The following is a 19,746-nucleotide window of genomic DNA, read 5'->3' as shown; positions in this document are numbered from 1 at the left end:
GTCTATTTAATAGACGTAAAAGCTTGTCTATTACACTACAATATTCAAAAAAAACATCAAATTATCCTACCCATCCTTTCCATATATCCTTTTGTGTAATTTTACACTTTTGGCAAATAAATGCAATATTTTTTTAGATATGCGAAAAAAACAGCAGCTACATCGCTGCTGTTTGAATGATTCTATCTCTGTATTATTCACTTTTCTCTACTTGGTCAGCAAACAATCCGTATACGTATTTTTCAGCATCAAATTCTTGCAGGTCATCCATCTTTTCACCAAGACCGACGAATTTGACCGGGATTTTCAGTTCGTTACGGATGGCAAGAACGATACCGCCTTTTGCCGTTCCGTCTAATTTAGATAATACGATACCGCTTACGTTGGTCGCCTCTTTAAAGGTCTTTGCCTGAATCAGTGCATTTTGCCCAGTTGTTGCATCTAGGACAAGGATGACTTCATGAGGAGCATCCGGAATTTCCCTTTCAATCACACGCTTTACCTTCTCAAGCTCTTTCATCAAGTTCACTTTATTTTGCAAACGGCCCGCTGTATCACACAGTAGAATATCAGCTTGACGTGATTTAGCTGCTTGGATGGCATCATACATGACTGCTGCAGGGTCTGAGCCTTCTGCCTGCTTAATTACCTCGACACCCACTCGATCGCCCCAGACTTCCAGTTGTTCGATGGCCCCTGCACGGAAGGTATCACCTGCGGCCATTAAAACCTTCTTCCCTTCACTCTTAAACTTATGTCCAAGTTTCCCAATGGTAGTTGTCTTTCCAACACCGTTTACCCCAACAAATAATATGACTGTCAGGCCATCCTCCTGTATGTTCAAGTTTGAGGATTGCCCCTCACCTGCATTGTAAATTTCAACCAGCTTCTCAGAAATAACACTTTGGACCTCCCCAGGGTCTTGGATGTTTCGGCGTTTAACCTCCATCTTAAGCTCTTCAATCAGCTGCATAACCGTATCAAAGCCCACATCTGCCTGAATTAAAATTTCCTCTAATTCTTCGAAGAAATCTTCATCGACTTTACGATACCTGGCAACAAGGTCGTTTACTTTTCCGGAAAAGTTGTCTCTTGTTTTTGTAAGACCTTCCTTAAATTTCTCTGTGACAGTATCCGTCTGTTTTGTAATTTTTTCTTTCAATTTTTTAAAAAAACTCATGATTTCACTTCCTCATCGATTATGATTCAACAAGTTCCTTTGTATCCTCTAAGCGGACGGATACAAGTTTTGATACACCAGATTCCTGCATGGTAATCCCGTATAGAACATCTGCTTCCTCCATTGTCCCTTTACGGTGGGTAATGACAATAAATTGCGTCTCCGCACTATAGCGCTTTAAATATTGACTGAAACGGTAGACGTTAGCTTCATCCAATGCCGCTTCGACCTCATCAAGAATACAGAAAGGGACTGGACGTACTTTTAAAATGGAAAATAACAGAGCAATGGCTGTTAATGCACGCTCTCCGCCTGATAATAAACCAAGGTTTTGCAGCTTTTTACCCGGCGGCTGGGCTACAATTTCCACACCGGTATTCAATAAATCCTCTGGGACCGTCAGAACCAGATCAGCTCTTCCGCCGCCAAAAAGGGTTCGAAAGGTAGGTTCAAAATATTCACGAATTCCCTCAAACGTATGTTCAAAGCGCCGCTTCATTTCTATGTCCATTTCCTCTATCACCTGGAAAAGGGTATCTTTTGCTTGCTGGAGGTCTGTCTTTTGTTCATTTAAAAACTCATAGCGCTCAGAGACACGTTCATATTCTTCAATTGCACCAATGTTGACATTTCCAAGCTCCTCGATAGCAAGCTTGATTAATTTGACCTTTTTCGCTGCTTCCTCTACCGGAACCGTCAATGGATACTGTTCCTTAGCCCCTTCAAACGACAAAAGGTACTCTTCTCTTAAGTGGCCAAGTCGGTTTTCTAGTTCAACATCTAAGCGGTTAATTTTGACTTCCTCATCCTTTAAGACCACAACCATACCTTTATGGAGCCTTTTTAACTCTTTTGTTTCCAGCTCCAGGTTTTCCAAGAAATCTTGCAAGGATAAACGTTCTTGCCTTCTCGTTGTTATTAGCTGTAAAGTTGCTTCCTTGTCCTGTTGTTTTTTTATAGCCGCTGCTTCAATTTGCTCTTCACCTGATGAGCTGTTTGTCATTTCCGATGTTAACAAGTCAAGGTCTTCCGAAAAGATAGTCAGCTTTTGTTCGCTTTCCGTGAGATCTTCGCTAATAAGGGCTAATCGATCGTTTGCATTTGCAAATTGTTCATTTTTAGAAGCAAACTCAACCTTTAACTCATTTATTTCATTTAAAAGGGTCTCTTTAGAGGTCATATCATTTGTCTTTTGTTCAGTTAATTTGATAATTTGCGCATCAAGTTCAGCAATCGTAACCCCATAGGTTTCGATTCCCTTTGATAATTCCAGCTTTCGCTTCATTAACATTTCTTTTTCTTCCGAGAATTGGCCTTTTTCAAGATCATAAATTGCCAATCGGTCATTAATATTCTTTTCACGCAGTTCTGCCTCGCGAAGATCTCCCTTCACCGTTTGCTCCCGGAGTCTAAGTTCCTCACCTGCCTGCCGAATCTCATCAAGTCTCTGCTCTGACTTTTGCACTTCATGTTTTCCGGTTTTAACAGCACTTTCCAAGCCCGCTGTTTTTTCTTCCATCATCACAAGCTTTTCCTTTAAATTTTCAAGCTCCCCTTTTCTCGTTAGCAAGGAGGATGATTTCTGTTTCAGCGCACCGCCCGTCATCGAACCGCCCGGATTAACAAGATCACCATCTAATGTCACCAGTCTTGCACGGTACTGAAGAATTTTTGCTAATTCATTAGCCCCTTTAAGGTCTTTTGTTACAACAACATTCCCTAGCAGGTTTGTCATGACCTCAGTATACTTTTGCTCAAACGTAACCAGATTGACGGCCGGGCCAATTAACGATGGATGATTTTGAATGGCTGACAACTGTGCCGAGGTTAACGGTCTTCCTTTGATAACACTTAATGGTAAAAAGGTCGCTCGTCCATATGAATTCTGTTTTAAATATTGAATCGCTGTTCGGGCATTTTGTTCAGTATCAACGACAATATGCTGCAGCGCACCGCCAAATGCTGTTTCCAGTGCCGTTTCATACTCTTTTGGCACGGTGACAAGCTCAGCAACGGCACCTTCGATTCCCTCTAGCTTATTCCCTCGGGCCTTAAGAACTTCTTTTACCCCTTGGAAAAAACCAGCATAGTCTTCATCCATCTCCTCAAGCAATTCTTTTCTCGATTTCGCTTGCTGAAGAATTTGATATGCTTGATATAAAGTCTTTTCTTGTTTTTGGTAGTTGTCTTTAACGGATTCAAGCTTCCGCTGCTGTTCACGAAAGGCCACGACCTGACCCGCTAACTGCTGCCCTATTTCTCCTAACGCTTCTAGAATTTCTTGCTTCTTCGATTGGGCAATTTGCCGTTCATCGATATATTTTTCATTTTCTGCATCAAGGCGGGAACTCTTGCGCTCCTGCTGCTCCAATTGCTGGTCAATATATTTTATTTCATTTTTCGCTCCAGCCTGATCATTCAGCAGCTCAATATATTCACCTTTCAAGCCTTCAATTTTTTCCTCGATATTTTCAGTAAATAATTGCAGTTTCTCCTGTTTTTCTTTGAGTCCTGATTGCAATTTTTTTACTTGGTCACCCAGGGCTTTAAATGATTCAGCAGCCAAGTCACGATTTTTCTTCAGCTGGCTGATCCGTTCTGTCAGTTCTGAAATATTCGCTTTTAACTGATCTTTATTCTGGGCGGCATTTTTCTTCCGTTCCTTTAAAACTTCTTTTCTTCCTGCAAGCTTTTCAAGTTCCTCACTTGCATGCAGCAAGACATTTTGCAAATCGGTAATCGATTCATCTAATGCGGAAATCTTGTCTCTTGTTTCCACAATTTTTGCTTCTTTCACTTGAAGCTCTGAAGATAGCTTCAGCTCTTCCTGTTGATGCTCCTCTAACTGATTTGAAAGTTGTTCCCATTTCTGATGGAGGTCTTCAATTTCAAAAACCGTTAGGGCAACCTCTATTTTTTCTAGCTCCTCTTTCTTCTCCAAAAAGTCCTTGGCCATGGATGCTTGTATTTTCAGCGGCTCCACTTGACTTTCCAGCTCATGTATAATATCATTCACACGGTTTAAATTATCCTGTGTTTCAAATAGTTTACTCTCGGCTTTTTTCTTGCGGTTTTTATATTTTAGCACCCCGGCAGCCTCTTCAAAGATGGTTCGGCGGTCCTCTGCTTTGCTATTTAATATTTCTTCGACCTTTCCTTGGCTAATAATCGAAAATGCTTCCCTGCCAAGTCCTGAATCCATAAATAAATCGATAATGTCCTTAAGCCGGCATGGCTGTTTATTGATGAAAAATTCACTTTCACCCGAGCGTGAAACTCTTCTCGTCACACTTACCTCATTAAAATCAATTCCTAATCCTTGGTCAGTATTGTCCAATGAAAGCGTTACTTCAGCAAAATTAAGGGCCCTTCTTGAATCGCTTCCGGCAAAAATGATATCTTCCATCTTACTGCCTCTTAGAGACTTTGCAGACTGTTCACCCAAAACCCAGCGAATGGCATCAGTAATATTACTTTTGCCACTGCCATTCGGACCTACGACAGCCGTTACTCCAGGAACAAAATCAACTTCAATACGTTCAGCGAAAGATTTAAAGCCGATAATGTCCAACCGTTTTAAAAACATTTCTTTATCCTCCCTATGTTGCGCGAGGATTTCTCCTGCAAACATTTTGTTATTTCTAGGTTGTCTTTGCTTTTAGTATGCTTAATGCCATTTGCGCAGCATGCTGTTCCGCTTCCTTCTTAGATTTTCCTGTTCCACATCCAAGTTCTTCCCCATTTAAGGACACTCTGGAAACAAACTCCTTATTATGGGCAGGTCCTTTTTCCTGAAGGACACGATATTCAATCGTTCCTGTACCATCCCGTTGAATAAGTTCCTGCAGCTGGCTTTTAAAATCCATCACATGAGAAAAAGCACCGGCATTTATTTTAGGAAAAACAATTTTTTCAAGAAATCCAGTAACTGTTTCAATTCCTTGGTCCAAATAAAGAGCTCCAATGAATGCTTCAAAAACGTCAGCAAGCAGGGCGGGACGCTCGCGTCCGCCAGTCATTTCTTCTCCTTTGCCGAGCAAAATGAATTTACCAAATTCTAGCTCATTGGCAAAAGCGACAAGTGACGGCTCACAAACAATGGCTGCCCGCAGTTTCGTCAGTTCTCCTTCAGTCATCGTTGGATATTTTTTAAAAAGGAATTGTGAGACTGTCAGCTCAAGGACAGCATCTCCTAAAAATTCAAGTCTTTCATTATCTTCGAAAGGCTTTCTGCGATGCTCATTCACATAGGATGAATGGGTAAAAGCTTGTTTTAATAATTTCTCATTTTCAATTTTAATACCGATCATATCCCGAAAATCTTTAAATTGATTTTCTTTTGCGCGATTGTTTAACTCTTTTCCCTTACTATTCTTGCGCATAAAGTCTCCACCTTGCATCAAATTTACAAAATACTCTGCTACTAGTTTAAAAAAGTTTCATACAAAACGCAAAGAAACTTGGCAGATAGTTACTCTGCCAAGTTCTATCATACAGAATAAAGCTCCGTTTGAAAACGGAGCTTTTTGAATAAATCTAACGTGATTACTTACTGCTATTTATGTAATTAACAGCATCACCAACAGTGCCGATTTTTTCAGCATCATCGTCAGAAATCTCCATATCGAACTCATCTTCTAATTCCATTACTAGTTCAACTACGTCAAGGGAATCAGCACCAAGATCATCTTTAAATGAAGCTTCAAGCGTAACTTGAGACTCATCAACGCCTAAGCGGTCAACGATGATTTTTGTAACACGTTCTAATACCTCTGCCATGCTTGTTCACCTCCCCTCAAGCTATTATAGAGTATTTTATTAAAATAATACACCACTTTTAATAAAAACTGCATTGAACTTTGATAACTGTCCAGCTTCAGCGCCTAGGGGCTCGGGGTCATAAGCCAATCCGTCAAGAAGGCTAAAGAACAGCCTTCTCGCCGGATTGGCTTATGCCTGTCACCCCTGATCAAGGCGCTTCCGCATTTCGATTTTACATTACCATTCCGCCGTCGACGTGGAAAGTTTGGCCTGTTATATAGGATGAGTCATCTGAAGCTAAAAATGCAGTTATTTTCGCAATATCTTTAGGCTCCCCTAATCTTGCCAATGGAATCTGTTTTAACATTTCCGCCTTTACGTCTTCAGATAATTTATCAGTCATATCTGTCGTAATGAAGCCCGGTGCAATGGCGTTGACTGTAATATTTCTAGAGGCCAATTCTTTGGCAGTCGTTTTGGTTAGTCCAATCACACCTGCTTTAGCTGCTACATAGTTCGCTTGGCCTGGGTTGCCGCTCACCCCGACGATGGAGGCAATATTAATGATTCGGCCCACGCGCTGCTTCATCATTTGCCGGGTGACTGCTTTTGTACAAAGGAAAACACCTTTCAAGTTGATGTTGATGACATCATCCCATTCCTCTTCCTTCATTCTCATCAATAAATTATCCTTCGTAATTCCCGCATTATTGACGAGGATGTCAAGCTTACCGAAACGGTCAATCGTCCCCTTCACCATTTCAGCGACTTCCTCGGCATTTGCAACATTACATTTTATAGCAATTGCATCCCGTCCAAGCGCTTTAATTTCATCAACCACTTCATTTGCTTTCGCTTCACTGCCTGCGAAATTAACGGCTACATTCGCACCTTGTTTTGCTAGTTCCAGGGCAATTTCTCTGCCGATTCCTCGAGATGCTCCTGTCACAAGAACAGACTTCCCAGCTAAACTCATAGGTTTTCCTCCTTTAACGCCTCGATGACAGCATTGGCACTCTCTTCATCGGAAACGGAATATATTTTTACTGTTTTATCAATTTTTTTAATTAAACCTGAAAGAACTTTCCCTGGACCAATTTCTATAAAGGTGTCAACACCCAATTCAATCATTTTCGCAACAGAATCTTCCCATAAAACAGGGGAATATAATTGTTCGATAAGTTTATCCTTTATGTCTGAAGCGGATTGAATTGGTTCAGCGCTGACATTCACAACAACCGGGATGGCTGCATCCTTCATTTCAACCCCATCTAAAACCTCACGAAGTTGATCTGCCGCCGGTTTCATTAGTGCTGAATGAAAAGGTCCACTTACATCCAGTGGCAGTACCCTTTTTGCTCCAGCTTCTTTTGCTTTTACGCCTGCAAGCTCTACCCCTTCGCGTGATCCTGAAATCACAATTTGACCTGGACAGTTTAAATTTGCCAAAGAAACGGTATGACCTGATTCACTTACTTCAATCGTAACCGCCGCAAGCGGTTCACGGTCAAGGCCTAGTACTGCTGCCATGGAACCTTCGCCATTTGGTACGGCGTTTTCCATAAACTCTCCACGCTTTCTGACAGCGTACACACCATCTTCAAAAGAAAATACGCCAGCAGCAACAAGAGCCGAATATTCACCAAGGCTGTGCCCTGCCGCAAAATCCGCTTTTACTCCCGATTTGCTGAAGTATTCCAAAATAGCCATACTTGTCGTTAACAGGGCAGGCTGGGTATTATAAGTTATTGTTAATTCTTCTTTAGGTCCTTCAAATATTAACTTGCTCAGAGGCACATTTAACCTACTGTCTGCCTTCGTAAAGTAGTCCATTACCTCGGAGTGTTTTTCTGCAAGTTCCTTACTCATTCCAACAGTTTGTGACCCCTGTCCTGGAAAAACAAATGCTATTTTCCCCATGCTTACACCCCTTTTATTGTTCTATTTTAGCAATAGTAGACTCTCCTGCTGCTTGTTTAATCAAGTCAGCGACATCATACCTGACCATTTCCCTTGTTTGTTTTATCGCACTGTATATGGCTTGTGCATCAGACGAACCATGGGCCTTAATCACCGGTGCTTTTAAGCCGAAAAGGGCGGCACCGCCATATTCTGAGTAATCCAAGGTATTTTTTAAGGTTTTTAAATTCGGTTTTAACACAGCAGCGGCCAATTTACTTGTAAAACTGCTCATTAACGTTGTTTTTAACATTTTAAACATCGCTAGGGCAGTTCCTTCAATCGTTTTTAATACCATATTACCCGTAAACCCATCGGTAACAACCACATCGGCAACACCCTCTAGTAAATCCCTGGCCTCTACGTTGCCTACAAAATGAATATCGGCATTTTTTAATAGGTCAAAGGCATGCTTTGTCAATTCATTGCCTTTCTTTTCCTCTGTGCCAATGTTCAATAGTCCTACTCTAGGCTTCGCAATCCCTCTTACCTTTTCACTGTAGATGGAACCCATAAGGGCATTTTGCACAAGGTGTTCTGGTTTGGCATCGGCATTTGCCCCAACATCCAGGAGCAGGAATCCTTCACCGCCAATGGTAGGCAGGGTAGGTGCTAATGCAGGCCGATCAATCCCATCAATTCTGCCGATAACAAACAGCCCCGCTGCCATCAATGCCCCTGTATTTCCTGCAGAAATACAGGCATCTGCTGTACCATCTGCTACTTGTTGGGCAGCTAATACCATTGAGGCAGACTTTTTTCTGCGAACCGCCCTAACAGGCTCATCTGTCCCCAGTATAACTTCCGTCGTATGTAAAATAGAAATCCTCTCATGGCTCGTCAGCGTTTCCTTTATTTTATGTTCATCGCCGACAAGGGTAATATGTATATCAGAAAATGCTTGAACAGCTTTCATCGCGCCTGACACAATTTCTTTTGGGGCATTGTCTCCGCCCATAGCATCGATTGCTAGTTTCATTTACCTCATCCTTTAACGTTTTTCGAACGGTGATACATTTCCAATTCTCCGATAAAAACAAGCTCATTATTCACATAACTTTTCACTTCGACAAACGTTCTGCCGGTATTCTCATCCATTTTTGTCACACGCGCTTTAGCAATTACCCGCTCATGCAATTTTACCGAACGTTTAAATTGAATATTCGCTTTTGCCGTTAGTGCCAATTCATCATTAATAACAGCAACAGCCAGAGAATTTGCCTGGGCAAAAACATGGTGTCCGCGGGCAATATTATTGCGTTTAAAGACATGCTCGGCCTTCACGTCAAAAATCGAAATCGCGCTTTTGTCTAGTTCAATATCGATAATTTCTCCAATGACTTCTTCGAGCGGTAATGAGCGGACTTCATCTTCGAACCGTTTCTCTGCTACCGTTTTAATCCGTTCACGCAGTTCCGGAATCGACAATTCCAAGCGGTCTAGACGAATGGTTTGGACACTAACCTGAAATTTTTCCGCCAGCTCCTCATCGGTTATAAAGGGATTCTCTTTTATTGTAGTGGTTAATAAATGTTGACGTTCCTTTTTACTTCTTCTCATGTTTTTACACACCGTCCGCGTTTCTTATGACTAGGTACTAAGAGTAGTATAAAATTTAAAAAAGCAGATTGCAAGATAAATTTCCCTATCCGCTATCTGCTTCTTGTTAATCCAGCTTTTCTCCTTCTAAAACACCTGATTCGTCGAGCTTGGATCGTAAGTATTGATATTCAGGGTCTGTCCAAAAGTTCCTCGACCCAATTAGCATAGCCGCATCACTTCTTGCTGTTTCAAGTGCACGATAATCATGAACCATATCTGCAACCTTAAATTCCGGAACCCCGCTTTGTTTTTTTCCAAAAAAGTCACCCGGTCCTCTAAGTTCCAAATCCTTTTCACTTAAAACAAAACCATCATTTGTTTCTGTCATGATTCTCATTCTTTCCTGACCTACCTCTGATTTGGGACTTGCCAGTAAAATACAATACGATTGATCACTTCCGCGGCCAACTCGTCCACGCAGCTGGTGCAGCTGTGAAAGCCCAAACCGCTCGGCATCATAAATCACCATCATCGTTGCATTCGGTACGTTCACCCCTACTTCCACAACAGTCGTAGAAACAAGAACTTGAATTTCATTTGCACTAAATGCCTTCATAACCGAATCCTTTTCCTCAGTCGGTAAACGGCCGTGCATGAGTCCTATATGATAGCGATTTTGGAAAAAGTGGCTAAGTGTTGTATGCACATCAATCGCATTTTGGACATCGAGCTTTTCTGACTCCTCTATTAACGGGCAAATGACATATGCCTGATGCCCCTTATTTAATTCTTTTTCGACAAAGGCTAGAACGCGCTCAAGCATTTCTGGTTTTGCCCAATAGGTTTCAATCGATTTCCTGCCTGCAGGCATCTCATCGATGATTGAGACATCCATTTCACCGAAAACAGTAATCGCAAGAGTTCTTGGAATAGGAGTTGCAGTCATAAACAGGACATCAGGATTTTCTCCCTTTTCCCGCAGCACTCTCCTCTGCTCTACACCGAAGCGATGCTGCTCATCGGTTATTACAAAACCGCATTTTTTAAACGTAACCTCATCCTGAATAAGGGCATGTGTACCAATTAAAATATCTACTTTTCCATCGGCAAGCTCTTGAAGGATTTCCCGTCTGCGTTTTCCTTTTATCGAACTTGTTAATAGCTCACATCTCACGTTAAATGGTTCTAATAACCTTTTTAATGAATCCGCATGCTGCTCAGCCAAAATTTCCGTTGGGACCATAAGCGCCCCTTGGTAGCCTGCCGTCACACTGGCGTACAATCCAATCGCCGCGACAACTGTTTTCCCTGAACCTACATCTCCTTGTAATAAACGATTCATGCGGTATGGTGATTTTAGTTCTGCTAATACCTCATTAACAACCCTTTTTTGGGCATTTGTTAGCGGAAACGGAAGGCTGTTGATAAATCCCTTTACTTTCGTCAAATGATACGATTGCTTGATTCCGGGAGAATGCTCCCGTTCAAACTTCCTTAAAGCCTGCATTTTTAATTGAAACAATAGGAATTCCTCATAGACAAAGCGTCGTCTTGCTTGTTTTACCTCTTCAGGATGGCCGGGAAAATGCATGATTTGAATGGCATTTTTCCTGCCAAGCAGACGGTATTTTTGCAAAAAAGATACTGGAAGTGTTTCTTCGAGGAAATGACCATACTGCCCAAAAGCAAGATGAATAAATTTTCGCATTCCTCTAGTCGTAATTTTGCCTTTGACCGAGTAAACTGGTTCAAAATCGTTAGCTTTTGTGTTGGGACCTGCCTGCATTTCATTCGCTGTAATGGTTTGGCGATGGGCATCCCATTTGCCGGTTACTGTGATGGTTTCATTCATATTGATTTTATTTTTCAAATAGGGTTGGTTAAAAAACACTACTTTAATCAAATAATTTCCGACGAAAAGCCTAATCGTAAGCTTTGATTTCTTCCTGCCATAATAGCTTAGAGAAGGCTCACTATGAACCTTCCCCTCTACCGTCACTTTCTCTTCATGCTGCACTTGCGTTAAGTCCTTAAGCGAATAGTCTTCATAGCGGTAAGGAAAATATTCCAATAAATCTTGAATCGTAAAAATTTTCATTTCCGCAAAGGCTTCAGCCGTTTCGTCCCCAATTCCTTTTAATACCATTACTGATTGGTTTAGATTATCGAACACACTACTCTCTCCCTTTGCGAATTATAAGAAAAGCGCAAGCGCCCTGGTCAGCGGCGTATGGCCTCCTCGGAAAAGCTAACGCTTTTCCTTCGTGCGATGCCTATGCTGCAGAAGCGTTCCTTGTGGAGCGCTCCAACTGAGATAAAGGAAACACGGTGAGCTTAGCGAGCCGATGTTGACTTATCGTAGGGCGGAGAGCGAAGGACACTAGCCGCTAGGGTGCTGGAGCTGGACATTTCTCAAAGTCGTAACTTATACATTTTTATATTAAAAACAAAAATAGAAGGGTATGGCCCTTCTGCCCCCCTTCTATTTTAGCCGTTCTTTATTCAATTGAAAAGATAAATGAATACAATGGCTGGCCGCCATTATGAATTTCAATTTCTATATCAGGATAAGTTTCTTCGATAAATTGTACTAGATTGTTTACCTCTGTTTCATTCACGTCCTCACCATAGAGAATCGTTAAAATTTCGGAATCCTCATCAAGCATACCGGTTAAAAGGTCCTTAGCTACTTGACCTTTATCTTTGTTTTTTACAACGATTTTCCCTTCAGAAATGCCCATGAAATCGTCTTTCTCAATTTCTAAGCCATCAATGGAGGTATCACGGACAGCAAAGGTAATTTGTCCTGTTTTCACATGCTGTAATGCTTCCTTCATCGCTGCTTCATTTGCTTCCACCGCTGCTGACGGATTGAATGCAAGCAGGGCCGAAAGTCCTTGTGGAACCGTTTTAGATGGAATTACGTAAATTTCTTCTTCTGAAACATCTTTTGCCTGTTCTGCTGCCATAATGATGTTTTTATTATTTGGTAAAATAAAGACCTTTTTGGCATGGACCTCTTTTACCGCTTTCACGATATCTTCCGTACTAGGATTCATCGTTTGTCCGCCTTCAATGACGGCATGGGCGCCAATGCTTTTAAATAATTCCGCAATTCCAGACCCCATAGAAACCGTAACGATTCCATATTCTTGGAGTTCCTTTGGTGCCTCATAACGGTCGGCGATAAGTACTGATTGTGATTCACCGACGATATTGGAATGTTGCTGGCGCATATTTTCAATCTTCATATTAATTAAATTGCCATAACGTTGACCGTATGTTAAAACTTCACCTGGCTGTTCGGAGTGAATATGAACTTTGACCACATCTTCATCCGCAATAACCAATAATGAGTCGCCAAATTGACTGAGGTCATTCCGAAATACGCCTTCATCGAATGGATGTTCCGCTGTCTTTTCCTTTTCAAATCTAACCATAAATTCTGTGCAATAGCCAAACTCTATATCTTCTGTATTGATATGACTTTGAACACTTTTATGGTGTTCAGCGCTTACCAATTCAGACATGGAAGGAAGCAGGTCTGATGATTCAGGAAGCTCCTCTCCTTTTAATACAGCAAGAAAGCCTTCATAGACAAATACAAGTCCTTGACCGCCACTGTCAACTACGCCAACTTCCTTTAAAACAGGCAGCAGATCGGGCGTACGCTTAAGGGATGCCTTCGCTTCCTTTAGGACTTCTTCCATAATGACAATAATATCGTCTGATAGTTCAGCAGCCTGAACACCCTTCTTGGCAGAATCTTTTGCTACAGTTAAAATCGTTCCTTCAACAGGTTTCATGACAGCTTTATAAGCGGTTTCAACCCCTGCTTCTAAGGCCCCGGCAAAGTCTTTTCCTGAAATTTTCGCCTTCGATTCTACAGCCTTTGAAAAACCACGGAATAACTGGGAGAGAATAACCCCTGAATTTCCTCGTGCTCCCATAAGCAAGCCTTTTGAAAGAGCTACTCCCACTTTACCTATATTTTCTTGAATATTATTCTTTACTTCCTTCGCCCCAGAGGTCATTGATAAATTCATATTTGTTCCAGTATCACCGTCGGGCACAGGAAAAACGTTTAACGCATCAACCATTTTTGCATTTGCAGCCAAATGATTTGCACCTTGAATTACCATCTCGGCAAAACGTTTTCCATCTAATGCTGTTATTGACACAAACTTTCCTCCTCACTACGGGTTCGTCACACGAACTCCCTGAACGTAAATATTGACCGAGTCAACGGCAAGTCCAACTGTCTTATCGAGGGTGTATTTAACCTTTGATTGCACGTTGTGGGCAATTTCGGAAATTTTCGTTCCATAGCTGACAATAATATACATATCAATATGTAATGCTTCATTTTCCTGGCGCACGATCACGCCGCGAGTGAAGTTTTCTTTTCGTAGTATTTCCGTAATACCATCTTTAATTTGATTCTTAGAGGCCATACCGACGATTCCGTAACATTCGATTGCCGCTCCACCAGCAATCGTCGCAATTACTTCATTTGAAATATCAATTTGTCCGTACTTTGTTTTTAATTCAATGGACATGAATCGTTCCCCCTTTGGAAAATTGCTCCTTGACTATTGTCATTTTACTATAGTCAATCCAATATTGAAAGTCATACTTGCATGTCAAGGTTTTTTTCTTGAAAGGTTTATAGACAAGTATTGCATTCATAAACGTTGTATGGTAAATTATTAAGGTATCTCAAGCAGATGAAATTTAGGATTGCTGTATAAGCTTTTGGTAGTTAAGGAGGGAAATCATTATGCCACGTAAATGTGTAGTAACTGGAAAGAAAACCACTACTGGTAACGCACGTTCTCACGCTATGAACGCTAATAAGCGTACATGGGGTGCTAACCTACAAAAAGTACGAATTCTTGTTGATGGAAAGCCTAAGCGTGTTTGGGTTTCTGCAAGAGCGTTAAGAGCCGGTAAAGTAGAGCGCGTATAATAAAGACCAGGGCACCCTTGTTGGGGTGCTCTTTCTTTTTTATTATCCCCCAACCAACCAAAAATAAAAAGCACCCAAATGGTAACGGGTGCCATACGATTTCTTCCTCTATTCGTTTTTCTTAAATGCACCAATCATTGCCCGGACAAGTCCGCCTAAAAACTTTGGCAGTTTAATCGTATAAAATTTCATACTGTCCCTCCTCACAAATCTCCCCAGCTTATTCCACTTACCTTTTTCGTACGCTATCCATTTTATTCAGGCGAACGAAATCAGTACCAATTAGTGACGCCTATTAATCGTGACTTCTTATCACTATTAATATGCCTTCTGAAAATGAAAAAGTACCATAATCATTAATAAGTTCATTACTAATACATAGTGTAGATCCGAGTGAAATATGCTGATTTTTAAGTGGAAATTTAAAGCCGTTTAAGGTGATTCCACTCACATCAAGCGTTAAGGGCACAAAGGATACATATTTTTTTGATTTCATTTTTTCAATGAAATAACTGCCTGGTTCTTTCAAAAAGACGATGTTATGACGATCAATTAAATAGACATCAGCCGGGTGTTTTTCTTTGAGTGGATTCAACAAAAGATGCACATTTGCAAATAAATGATCAAGCCTTCCTCCAGTCGCCCCGAACAATCGAACAATCGATGGTTTTTGCGCCAATGCCCAATTAAGGGCAAGCTCCATATCCGTTTCATCCTTTTCCGGATTATATCGCTTTAATTCTGATACTTGGCTTTCAATGAACAGTAACTCCTCTGGGGAGACTGAATCGAAATCTCCAAAGGCAATTTCAGGAATGATATTTCTTGTTAACAGATGAAATACGCCACGGTCAACCCCAACCCAGATGGCATTTTCCTCTGTATAGTCTATCAAATTTGGCAGCAGTTCTTCAGGACCCCCGGCAAGTATATTTATTATCATTAGACACTCTCCTTTTGAGCGAAATAAGAAAAAGCCAGCTGAAATAGCCGGCCTTACCCTCTAATTAGCGAAATGGCCTTCGCATAATCTGGTTGGTTATAAATTGCGGAGCCTGCAACAAGTACATTTGCACCTGCTTCCTTACACTGTTTTGCCGTTTCTGGATTCACACCGCCATCAATTTCAATCTCTAGATTTATTCCTTTTTGTTCAGCCATTTCTTTTACTTTTCTTATTTTTGGAAGGATCTCGGGAATGAATGCTTGTCCTCCAAAACCAGGATTGACTGACATTAATAACACCATATCAATATCCCCGATTATATGTTGAATTGTTTCAACTGGAGTAGCCGGATTTAAAACCACACCAGCTTTAATACCGTAAGATTTGATATTTTGAATTGTGCGGTGAAGATGCCGGCATGCCTCCACGTGTACAGTAATATAATCGGCCCCTGCTTTAACAAAGGCCTCAATATATTGATCAGGGTTTTCGATCATTAAGTGCACATCCAGCGGAAGCTTTGTCAACGGACGAATCGCCTCAACAATAAGTGGTCCAATTGTAATATTAGGAACAAAATGACCGTCCATGACATCAATATGGATGTAGTCAGCTCCCCCTTTTTCAACAGCTAAAATCTCTTCCCCCAATTTTGAAAAATCGGCTGAAAGTATTGAAGGTGCAATTTTCACCATTTTTAATACCTCGGCTTTCTATCTTTAATTTCCTGCAGAAAATCTGCATAATGTTCATACCGATATGCTGGAATTTCACCAGCATCAACTGCCTCTTTCACACCGCATTTTGGCTCAGTTACATGTAAGCAGCCACGAAATTTACAGTTCTTACTCGCCTCTTGTAATTCCGGAAAACAAAATGTTAAGTCTTCCGTTTCAATGTTTGTGAATTCTAATGAACTGAAGCCTGGTGTATCGGCAATAAGTCCATTCCCAATCTTAATAAGTTCTACATGTCTGGTCGTGTGCTTTCCTCTTCCAAGATGGGACGAAATATCATTTGTTTTTAATTCGAGATCCGGCCTTAAAACATTTAGCAGGGAGGACTTTCCTACACCTGATTGCCCGGCAAAGACAGAAATCTTATTTTCAATATGCGGACTTAAACGCTCTATACCAACTTCTGTTTCTGAAGAAGTGAGAATCACTTCATAACCCGCTCTTTTGTATTGCTCTGCATACTCTGAAATTTTCTGGGTTTGTACATGATTTGTCAGGTCCATCTTGGTAATACAGATTAATGGTTCTATATGATTAAATTCGACCAACACCAGAAAACGATCCAATAAAACCGTGCTGAAGTCTGGCTCCACTGCTGAAAATACAAGGATAGCCTGATCGACGTTCGCAATCGGCGGCCGAATTAATTCATTTTTACGCTTTTTCACTTCGAGAATGTAACCTTCCAAATCATTTTCAGCCTGAAAAACCACTTCATCCCCGACAAGCGGGGTTATTTTGTTCTTTCGAAAAACGCCTCTTCCGCGACATTGGATTATGCTTTCATCATGTAAAACATAATAAAAACCGCTTAATGCTTTGACAATTTTCCCTTCAGGCATAGCCACACTCCTTGCCCATTTACTTACCAACTCAACAATTTACCCCTTTAAAGTCTGAACGAATTCCAGCCTTTTTATTATCGAGATTCGGAATAGTATTTCGTCTCATCAATAATCACCTTGTCATCACGTATAACCTTGTACCCCGCTTTTCCATCATAGGGGATTAATAATTTAATTTCTTTCTTCGTGTTTTCTGTAATATAAAAGGTTTCAGCTGGTTCTGTCATACTGTGTTCCATATCCTCAATCAGGATTGCAACCGATTGTTTTTGGCCTGGTTCTCCTGGAACAGCTGGTTCATATGGAATGTTCAGTTCTATAATTAACTCTCTAGGTGGTTTTTTCTCTATCCCTTTTGAAATGATTACCGTAACCTTATCGCCCTTTTTCATGACTGTGTCTTTCTCAGGTGACTGGGAGATGACCATTCCAGCCGGAATTGTATCATGATATTGTTCTTGTGAAGCATCTAAATTAAGCCCGACTAATGACGCATAATCCTGCGCACTTTTTAAAGTATATTGGGTTAAGTCCTTTAAAACAATTTTTTCCGGTCCTTTACTGACTTTAAACTCTAACACGGTTTCTTCCGGTACAACCTTTTTTCCCCCAGCTGGAGTTTGTTCAATGATAGTTCCCGGGTCACTGTCATCAGTTATTTCGGATTTTTTTATATCTTTAAAATTCTGATTATCAAGCAGTCTTAGTACATCTTCATACTGCCGGCCTACATAGTCAGAAAGTTCATATTTTTCTTTTCCTGTACTAATATAGAGGGTAATTTTGGAATTCTCTTTTACGGGTGTGCCAATTTCCGGGATCGTCTTAATTACACTACCCTTTTTTACTTTCTCATCCGTCATCTTAACTTTTTTGCCGACCGCTATTCCTTTTAGCTTCAGCTTGGAAATAGCATCATCTTCATTCATTCCGCTAATATCAGGGATTCTTACTTCTTTGGCAGACAACAATCCGGGTAAGAAGGCAAAAGATAACATTCCAAGAATAACAAGTACTAGGAAGGTAGATAGTAAGACTATTGGCCATTTTTTTCTTTTTTTCTTCGTTTTCCCCTTTTTACCTTTTTCTTTCGCGTTAGCTGAAGGCTTTTCATTACTATGAACTAATGTTTCATCCAGATTTTTAAATTGCTGGTTATCGGTAATAACAGGGATTGCCTTGGTCGCCTCATTATCAATTGGGAGGACAAACTTAGGTTCATCCAATCGTTCCGGATCTAGAGCTGTTCGTAAATCTTCTTCCATTTCCTCCACACTATTATAACGATGAAATGGGTCTTTGGCGGTAGCCTTAAGAACAATATTTTCAACACTTTGAGGAATAGCAGGGTTCCATCTTCTTAGAGAAGGAGTTTCTGATTGGAGATGTTTCAAGGCTATAGACACTGCTGACTCCCCTGAAAAAGGCAGCCTTCCGGTCAATAACTCGAACATTACAATTCCTAAAGAATAAATATCAGACTTCCTATTTGCCATACCGCCCCTAGCTTGCTCTGGTGATAAATAATGCACAGAGCCCAGGACAGAATTGGTTTGGGTAATACTTGTAGCACTTAAAGCCATAGCAATTCCAAAGTCAGTAATTTTCACATTACCATCATGGTCGACCAAGATATTATGCGGCTTTATGTCGCGATGGATAATTTGGTTTTGATGGGCATGTGAAATAGCTGAAGTTAGCTGCCTCATAATACCAATTGAATCTTCCACTTTTAATGGGGAATTCTGCTGTATGTACTGTTTTAGGGTCTGGCCATCGACAAATTCCATGACAATATAATAAAGATCATTTTCCTCCCCAACATCAAATATATTAACGATATTGGGATGTGCGAGACTTGTTGCTGATTGTGCTTCCCTATGGAATCTACGGATGAACTCTTCATCATTTGCAAAATCCAGGCGAAGCATTTTTACTGCTACATCGCGGTCAAGAATCATGTCATGTGCAAGGTAGACATTGGCCATGCCGCCTCCGCCAATCATATCTAGTATTTTATAGCGGCCGCTTAATCTTTTCCCAATCATCATCTATACATCACCCTCGCTGACATCAGAAAACTCTACAATCGCCAGTGTAATGTTGTCCTCTCCGCCATTTTCATTTGCTAATGAGATAAGGGAACCTGCCTTTTGCTCTAAGTTATCTTCATTTAAGAGAATCTCCATCATTTCTTTTTCAGTAACTTTGTTAGAAAGCCCATCAGAACACAATAATAGGATATCGCCTTCTTCAAAAATAATGGTTTTAATATCCACTTCCACTGTTTTTTCTGTTCCTAAGGCCCTCAGTAAAACGTTTTTCCTTGGGTGATGCTCGGCATCTTCTTTTGAAATCTGTCCTGACCTTACCAGTTCATTGACAAGTGAATGGTCTTCAGTAATTTGTTTGAAGCCTGATTCATTTAATAAATATCCGCGGCTATCACCGATATTCGCAATCGTTGCAAACCGGTCCGTCGTAATGGCGGCGACAACTGTCGTCCCCATGCCATCACATTCTGAATGGGTTGTGGCATGCTCCAATAATAATTGATTCACCTTTGTTATTTGGTGTTTAAGCCACTCCTCCACCTCTTCCGCCGTAACAACTCCCGTAGAAGCTTCCCATTGATTTTTTAAATGAGTCAATGTCATATCACTTGCTACATCACCTGCACGGTGACCGCCCATGCCATCAGCAACAATGGCTAGGCGGTTACCGTCCTGATTGGGAAATACACCGCCGGCATCTTCATTATGAAGACGGACTTTCCCTCGGTCTGTTTGAAATACCGCTTTCATCCC

18 protein-coding genes are annotated in these 19,746 nt (G+C 41.0%); 1 reads left to right on the top strand and 17 read right to left on the bottom strand.

The window, feature by feature from the left end; translation table 11 throughout:
- Positions 1–193: 193 nt before the first annotated feature.
- The 11 genes from ftsY to FAY30_RS08980 form a co-directional block, all read right to left on the bottom strand.
- Positions 194–1,180 (bottom strand): signal recognition particle-docking protein FtsY, encoded by a 987-nt coding sequence (ftsY, locus tag FAY30_RS09030; protein WP_149869564.1) that lies wholly within the window; start codon positions 1,178–1,180, stop codon positions 194–196.
- Positions 1,181–1,199: 19 nt separating this feature from the next.
- Positions 1,200–4,766, bottom strand: coding sequence for a chromosome segregation protein SMC (gene smc / locus FAY30_RS09025; RefSeq protein WP_149869563.1), 3,567 nt, complete (start codon positions 4,764–4,766; stop codon positions 1,200–1,202).
- 55 nt (positions 4,767–4,821) lie between these two features.
- Positions 4,822–5,562 (bottom strand): ribonuclease III, encoded by a 741-nt coding sequence (rnc, locus tag FAY30_RS09020; RefSeq protein WP_149869562.1) that lies wholly within the window; start codon positions 5,560–5,562, stop codon positions 4,822–4,824.
- Positions 5,563–5,725: 163 nt separating this feature from the next.
- Positions 5,726–5,959, bottom strand: a complete 234-nt coding sequence (locus FAY30_RS09015) for an acyl carrier protein (protein ID WP_040204957.1) — start codon at positions 5,957–5,959, stop codon at positions 5,726–5,728.
- Between the two features lie 214 nt (positions 5,960–6,173).
- On the bottom strand, positions 6,174–6,917 hold the full coding sequence (fabG, locus tag FAY30_RS09010) for a 3-oxoacyl-[acyl-carrier-protein] reductase (RefSeq protein ID WP_149869561.1): 744 nt from the start codon (positions 6,915–6,917) through the stop codon (positions 6,174–6,176).
- The gene (fabD, locus tag FAY30_RS09005) at positions 6,914–7,861 is read right to left on the bottom strand and encodes an ACP S-malonyltransferase (RefSeq protein ID WP_149869560.1); all 948 of its coding nucleotides are present in this window, start codon (positions 7,859–7,861) and stop codon (positions 6,914–6,916) included. The genes fabG and fabD overlap by 4 nt, the downstream gene beginning before the upstream one ends.
- 13 nt (positions 7,862–7,874) lie before the next feature.
- Positions 7,875–8,879 (bottom strand): phosphate acyltransferase PlsX, encoded by a 1,005-nt coding sequence (gene plsX, locus FAY30_RS09000; protein ID WP_149869559.1) that lies wholly within the window; start codon positions 8,877–8,879, stop codon positions 7,875–7,877.
- 5 nt (positions 8,880–8,884) lie between these two features.
- Positions 8,885–9,460 (bottom strand): transcription factor FapR, encoded by a 576-nt coding sequence (fapR, locus tag FAY30_RS08995; protein WP_149869558.1) that lies wholly within the window; start codon positions 9,458–9,460, stop codon positions 8,885–8,887.
- Between the two features lie 106 nt (positions 9,461–9,566).
- Positions 9,567–11,615, bottom strand: a complete 2,049-nt coding sequence (gene recG, locus FAY30_RS08990; protein WP_149869557.1) for an ATP-dependent DNA helicase RecG — start codon at positions 11,613–11,615, stop codon at positions 9,567–9,569.
- A gap of 325 nt (positions 11,616–11,940) precedes the next feature.
- Positions 11,941–13,623, bottom strand: coding sequence for a DAK2 domain-containing protein (locus FAY30_RS08985; RefSeq protein WP_149869556.1), 1,683 nt, complete (start codon positions 13,621–13,623; stop codon positions 11,941–11,943).
- A 15-nt stretch (positions 13,624–13,638) separates the two neighbouring features.
- The gene (locus FAY30_RS08980; protein ID WP_144548976.1) at positions 13,639–14,001 is read right to left on the bottom strand and encodes an Asp23/Gls24 family envelope stress response protein; all 363 of its coding nucleotides are present in this window, start codon (positions 13,999–14,001) and stop codon (positions 13,639–13,641) included.
- Positions 14,002–14,222: 221 nt separating this feature from the next.
- Between FAY30_RS08980 and rpmB the strand changes: the two genes are divergently transcribed.
- Entirely contained in the window at positions 14,223–14,411 is a 189-nt protein-coding gene (gene rpmB / locus FAY30_RS08975; RefSeq protein ID WP_149869555.1) for a 50S ribosomal protein L28, read from the top strand.
- A 108-nt stretch (positions 14,412–14,519) separates the two neighbouring features.
- Here the strand turns inward: rpmB and spoVM are convergent, their stop codons facing one another.
- The 6 genes from spoVM to FAY30_RS08945 form a co-directional block, all read right to left on the bottom strand.
- Entirely contained in the window at positions 14,520–14,603 is an 84-nt protein-coding gene (spoVM, locus tag FAY30_RS08970; RefSeq protein ID WP_035445740.1) for a stage V sporulation protein SpoVM, read from the bottom strand.
- Positions 14,604–14,706: 103 nt separating this feature from the next.
- A complete protein-coding gene (locus tag FAY30_RS08965; protein WP_149869554.1) occupies positions 14,707–15,354 on the bottom strand; it encodes a thiamine diphosphokinase in 648 nt (215 codons plus the stop codon).
- A 53-nt stretch (positions 15,355–15,407) separates the two neighbouring features.
- Complete coding sequence (gene rpe / locus FAY30_RS08960; RefSeq protein ID WP_149869553.1) at positions 15,408–16,052, bottom strand: ribulose-phosphate 3-epimerase; 645 nt, start codon at positions 16,050–16,052, stop codon at positions 15,408–15,410.
- 2 nt (positions 16,053–16,054) lie between these two features.
- Positions 16,055–16,936: a ribosome small subunit-dependent GTPase A gene (rsgA, locus tag FAY30_RS08955; RefSeq protein WP_149869552.1), complete on the bottom strand. Its 882-nt coding sequence runs from the start codon at positions 16,934–16,936 to the stop codon at positions 16,055–16,057.
- A gap of 77 nt (positions 16,937–17,013) precedes the next feature.
- Complete coding sequence (gene pknB / locus FAY30_RS08950) at positions 17,014–18,990, bottom strand: Stk1 family PASTA domain-containing Ser/Thr kinase (protein WP_149869551.1); 1,977 nt, start codon at positions 18,988–18,990, stop codon at positions 17,014–17,016.
- Entirely contained in the window at positions 18,991–19,743 is a 753-nt protein-coding gene (locus tag FAY30_RS08945; RefSeq protein ID WP_149869550.1) for a Stp1/IreP family PP2C-type Ser/Thr phosphatase, read from the bottom strand.
- Positions 19,744–19,746 lie beyond the last annotated feature (3 nt).

The sequence above is a fragment of the Bacillus sp. S3 genome, assembly GCF_005154805.1.
Classification (GTDB): domain Bacteria; phylum Bacillota; class Bacilli; order Bacillales; family Cytobacillaceae; genus Neobacillus.
This window is presented reverse-complemented; position numbering and strand designations above follow the sequence as displayed.

Excerpts from the sequence above, each read along its gene's own strand:
- ftsY (WP_149869564.1), bottom strand. The coding sequence starts at position 1,180 with ATGAGTTTTTTTAAAAAATTGAAAGAAAAAATTACAAAACAGACGGAT.
- smc (WP_149869563.1), bottom strand. The coding sequence starts at position 4,766 with ATGTTTTTAAAACGGTTGGACATTATCGGCTTTAAATCTTTCGCTGAA.
- rnc (WP_149869562.1), bottom strand. The coding sequence starts at position 5,562 with ATGCGCAAGAATAGTAAGGGAAAAGAGTTAAACAATCGCGCAAAAGAA.
- FAY30_RS09015 (WP_040204957.1), bottom strand. The coding sequence starts at position 5,959 with ATGGCAGAGGTATTAGAACGTGTTACAAAAATCATCGTTGACCGCTTA.
- fabG (WP_149869561.1), bottom strand. The coding sequence starts at position 6,917 with ATGAGTTTAGCTGGGAAGTCTGTTCTTGTGACAGGAGCATCTCGAGGA.
- fabD (WP_149869560.1), bottom strand. The coding sequence starts at position 7,861 with ATGGGGAAAATAGCATTTGTTTTTCCAGGACAGGGGTCACAAACTGTT.
- plsX (WP_149869559.1), bottom strand. The coding sequence starts at position 8,879 with ATGAAACTAGCAATCGATGCTATGGGCGGAGACAATGCCCCAAAAGAA.
- fapR (WP_149869558.1), bottom strand. The coding sequence starts at position 9,460 with ATGAGAAGAAGTAAAAAGGAACGTCAACATTTATTAACCACTACAATA.
- FAY30_RS08980 (WP_144548976.1), bottom strand. The coding sequence starts at position 14,001 with ATGTCCATTGAATTAAAAACAAAGTACGGACAAATTGATATTTCAAAT.
- rpmB (WP_149869555.1), top strand. The coding sequence starts at position 14,223 with ATGCCACGTAAATGTGTAGTAACTGGAAAGAAAACCACTACTGGTAAC.
- spoVM (WP_035445740.1), bottom strand. The coding sequence starts at position 14,603 with ATGAAATTTTATACGATTAAACTGCCAAAGTTTTTAGGCGGACTTGTC.
- FAY30_RS08965 (WP_149869554.1), bottom strand. The coding sequence starts at position 15,354 with ATGATAATAAATATACTTGCCGGGGGTCCTGAAGAACTGCTGCCAAAT.
- rpe (WP_149869553.1), bottom strand. The coding sequence starts at position 16,052 with ATGGTGAAAATTGCACCTTCAATACTTTCAGCCGATTTTTCAAAATTG.
- rsgA (WP_149869552.1), bottom strand. The coding sequence starts at position 16,936 with ATGCCTGAAGGGAAAATTGTCAAAGCATTAAGCGGTTTTTATTATGTT.
- pknB (WP_149869551.1), bottom strand. The coding sequence starts at position 18,990 with ATGATGATTGGGAAAAGATTAAGCGGCCGCTATAAAATACTAGATATG.
- FAY30_RS08945 (WP_149869550.1), bottom strand. The coding sequence starts at position 19,743 with ATGAAAGCGGTATTTCAAACAGACCGAGGGAAAGTCCGTCTTCATAAT.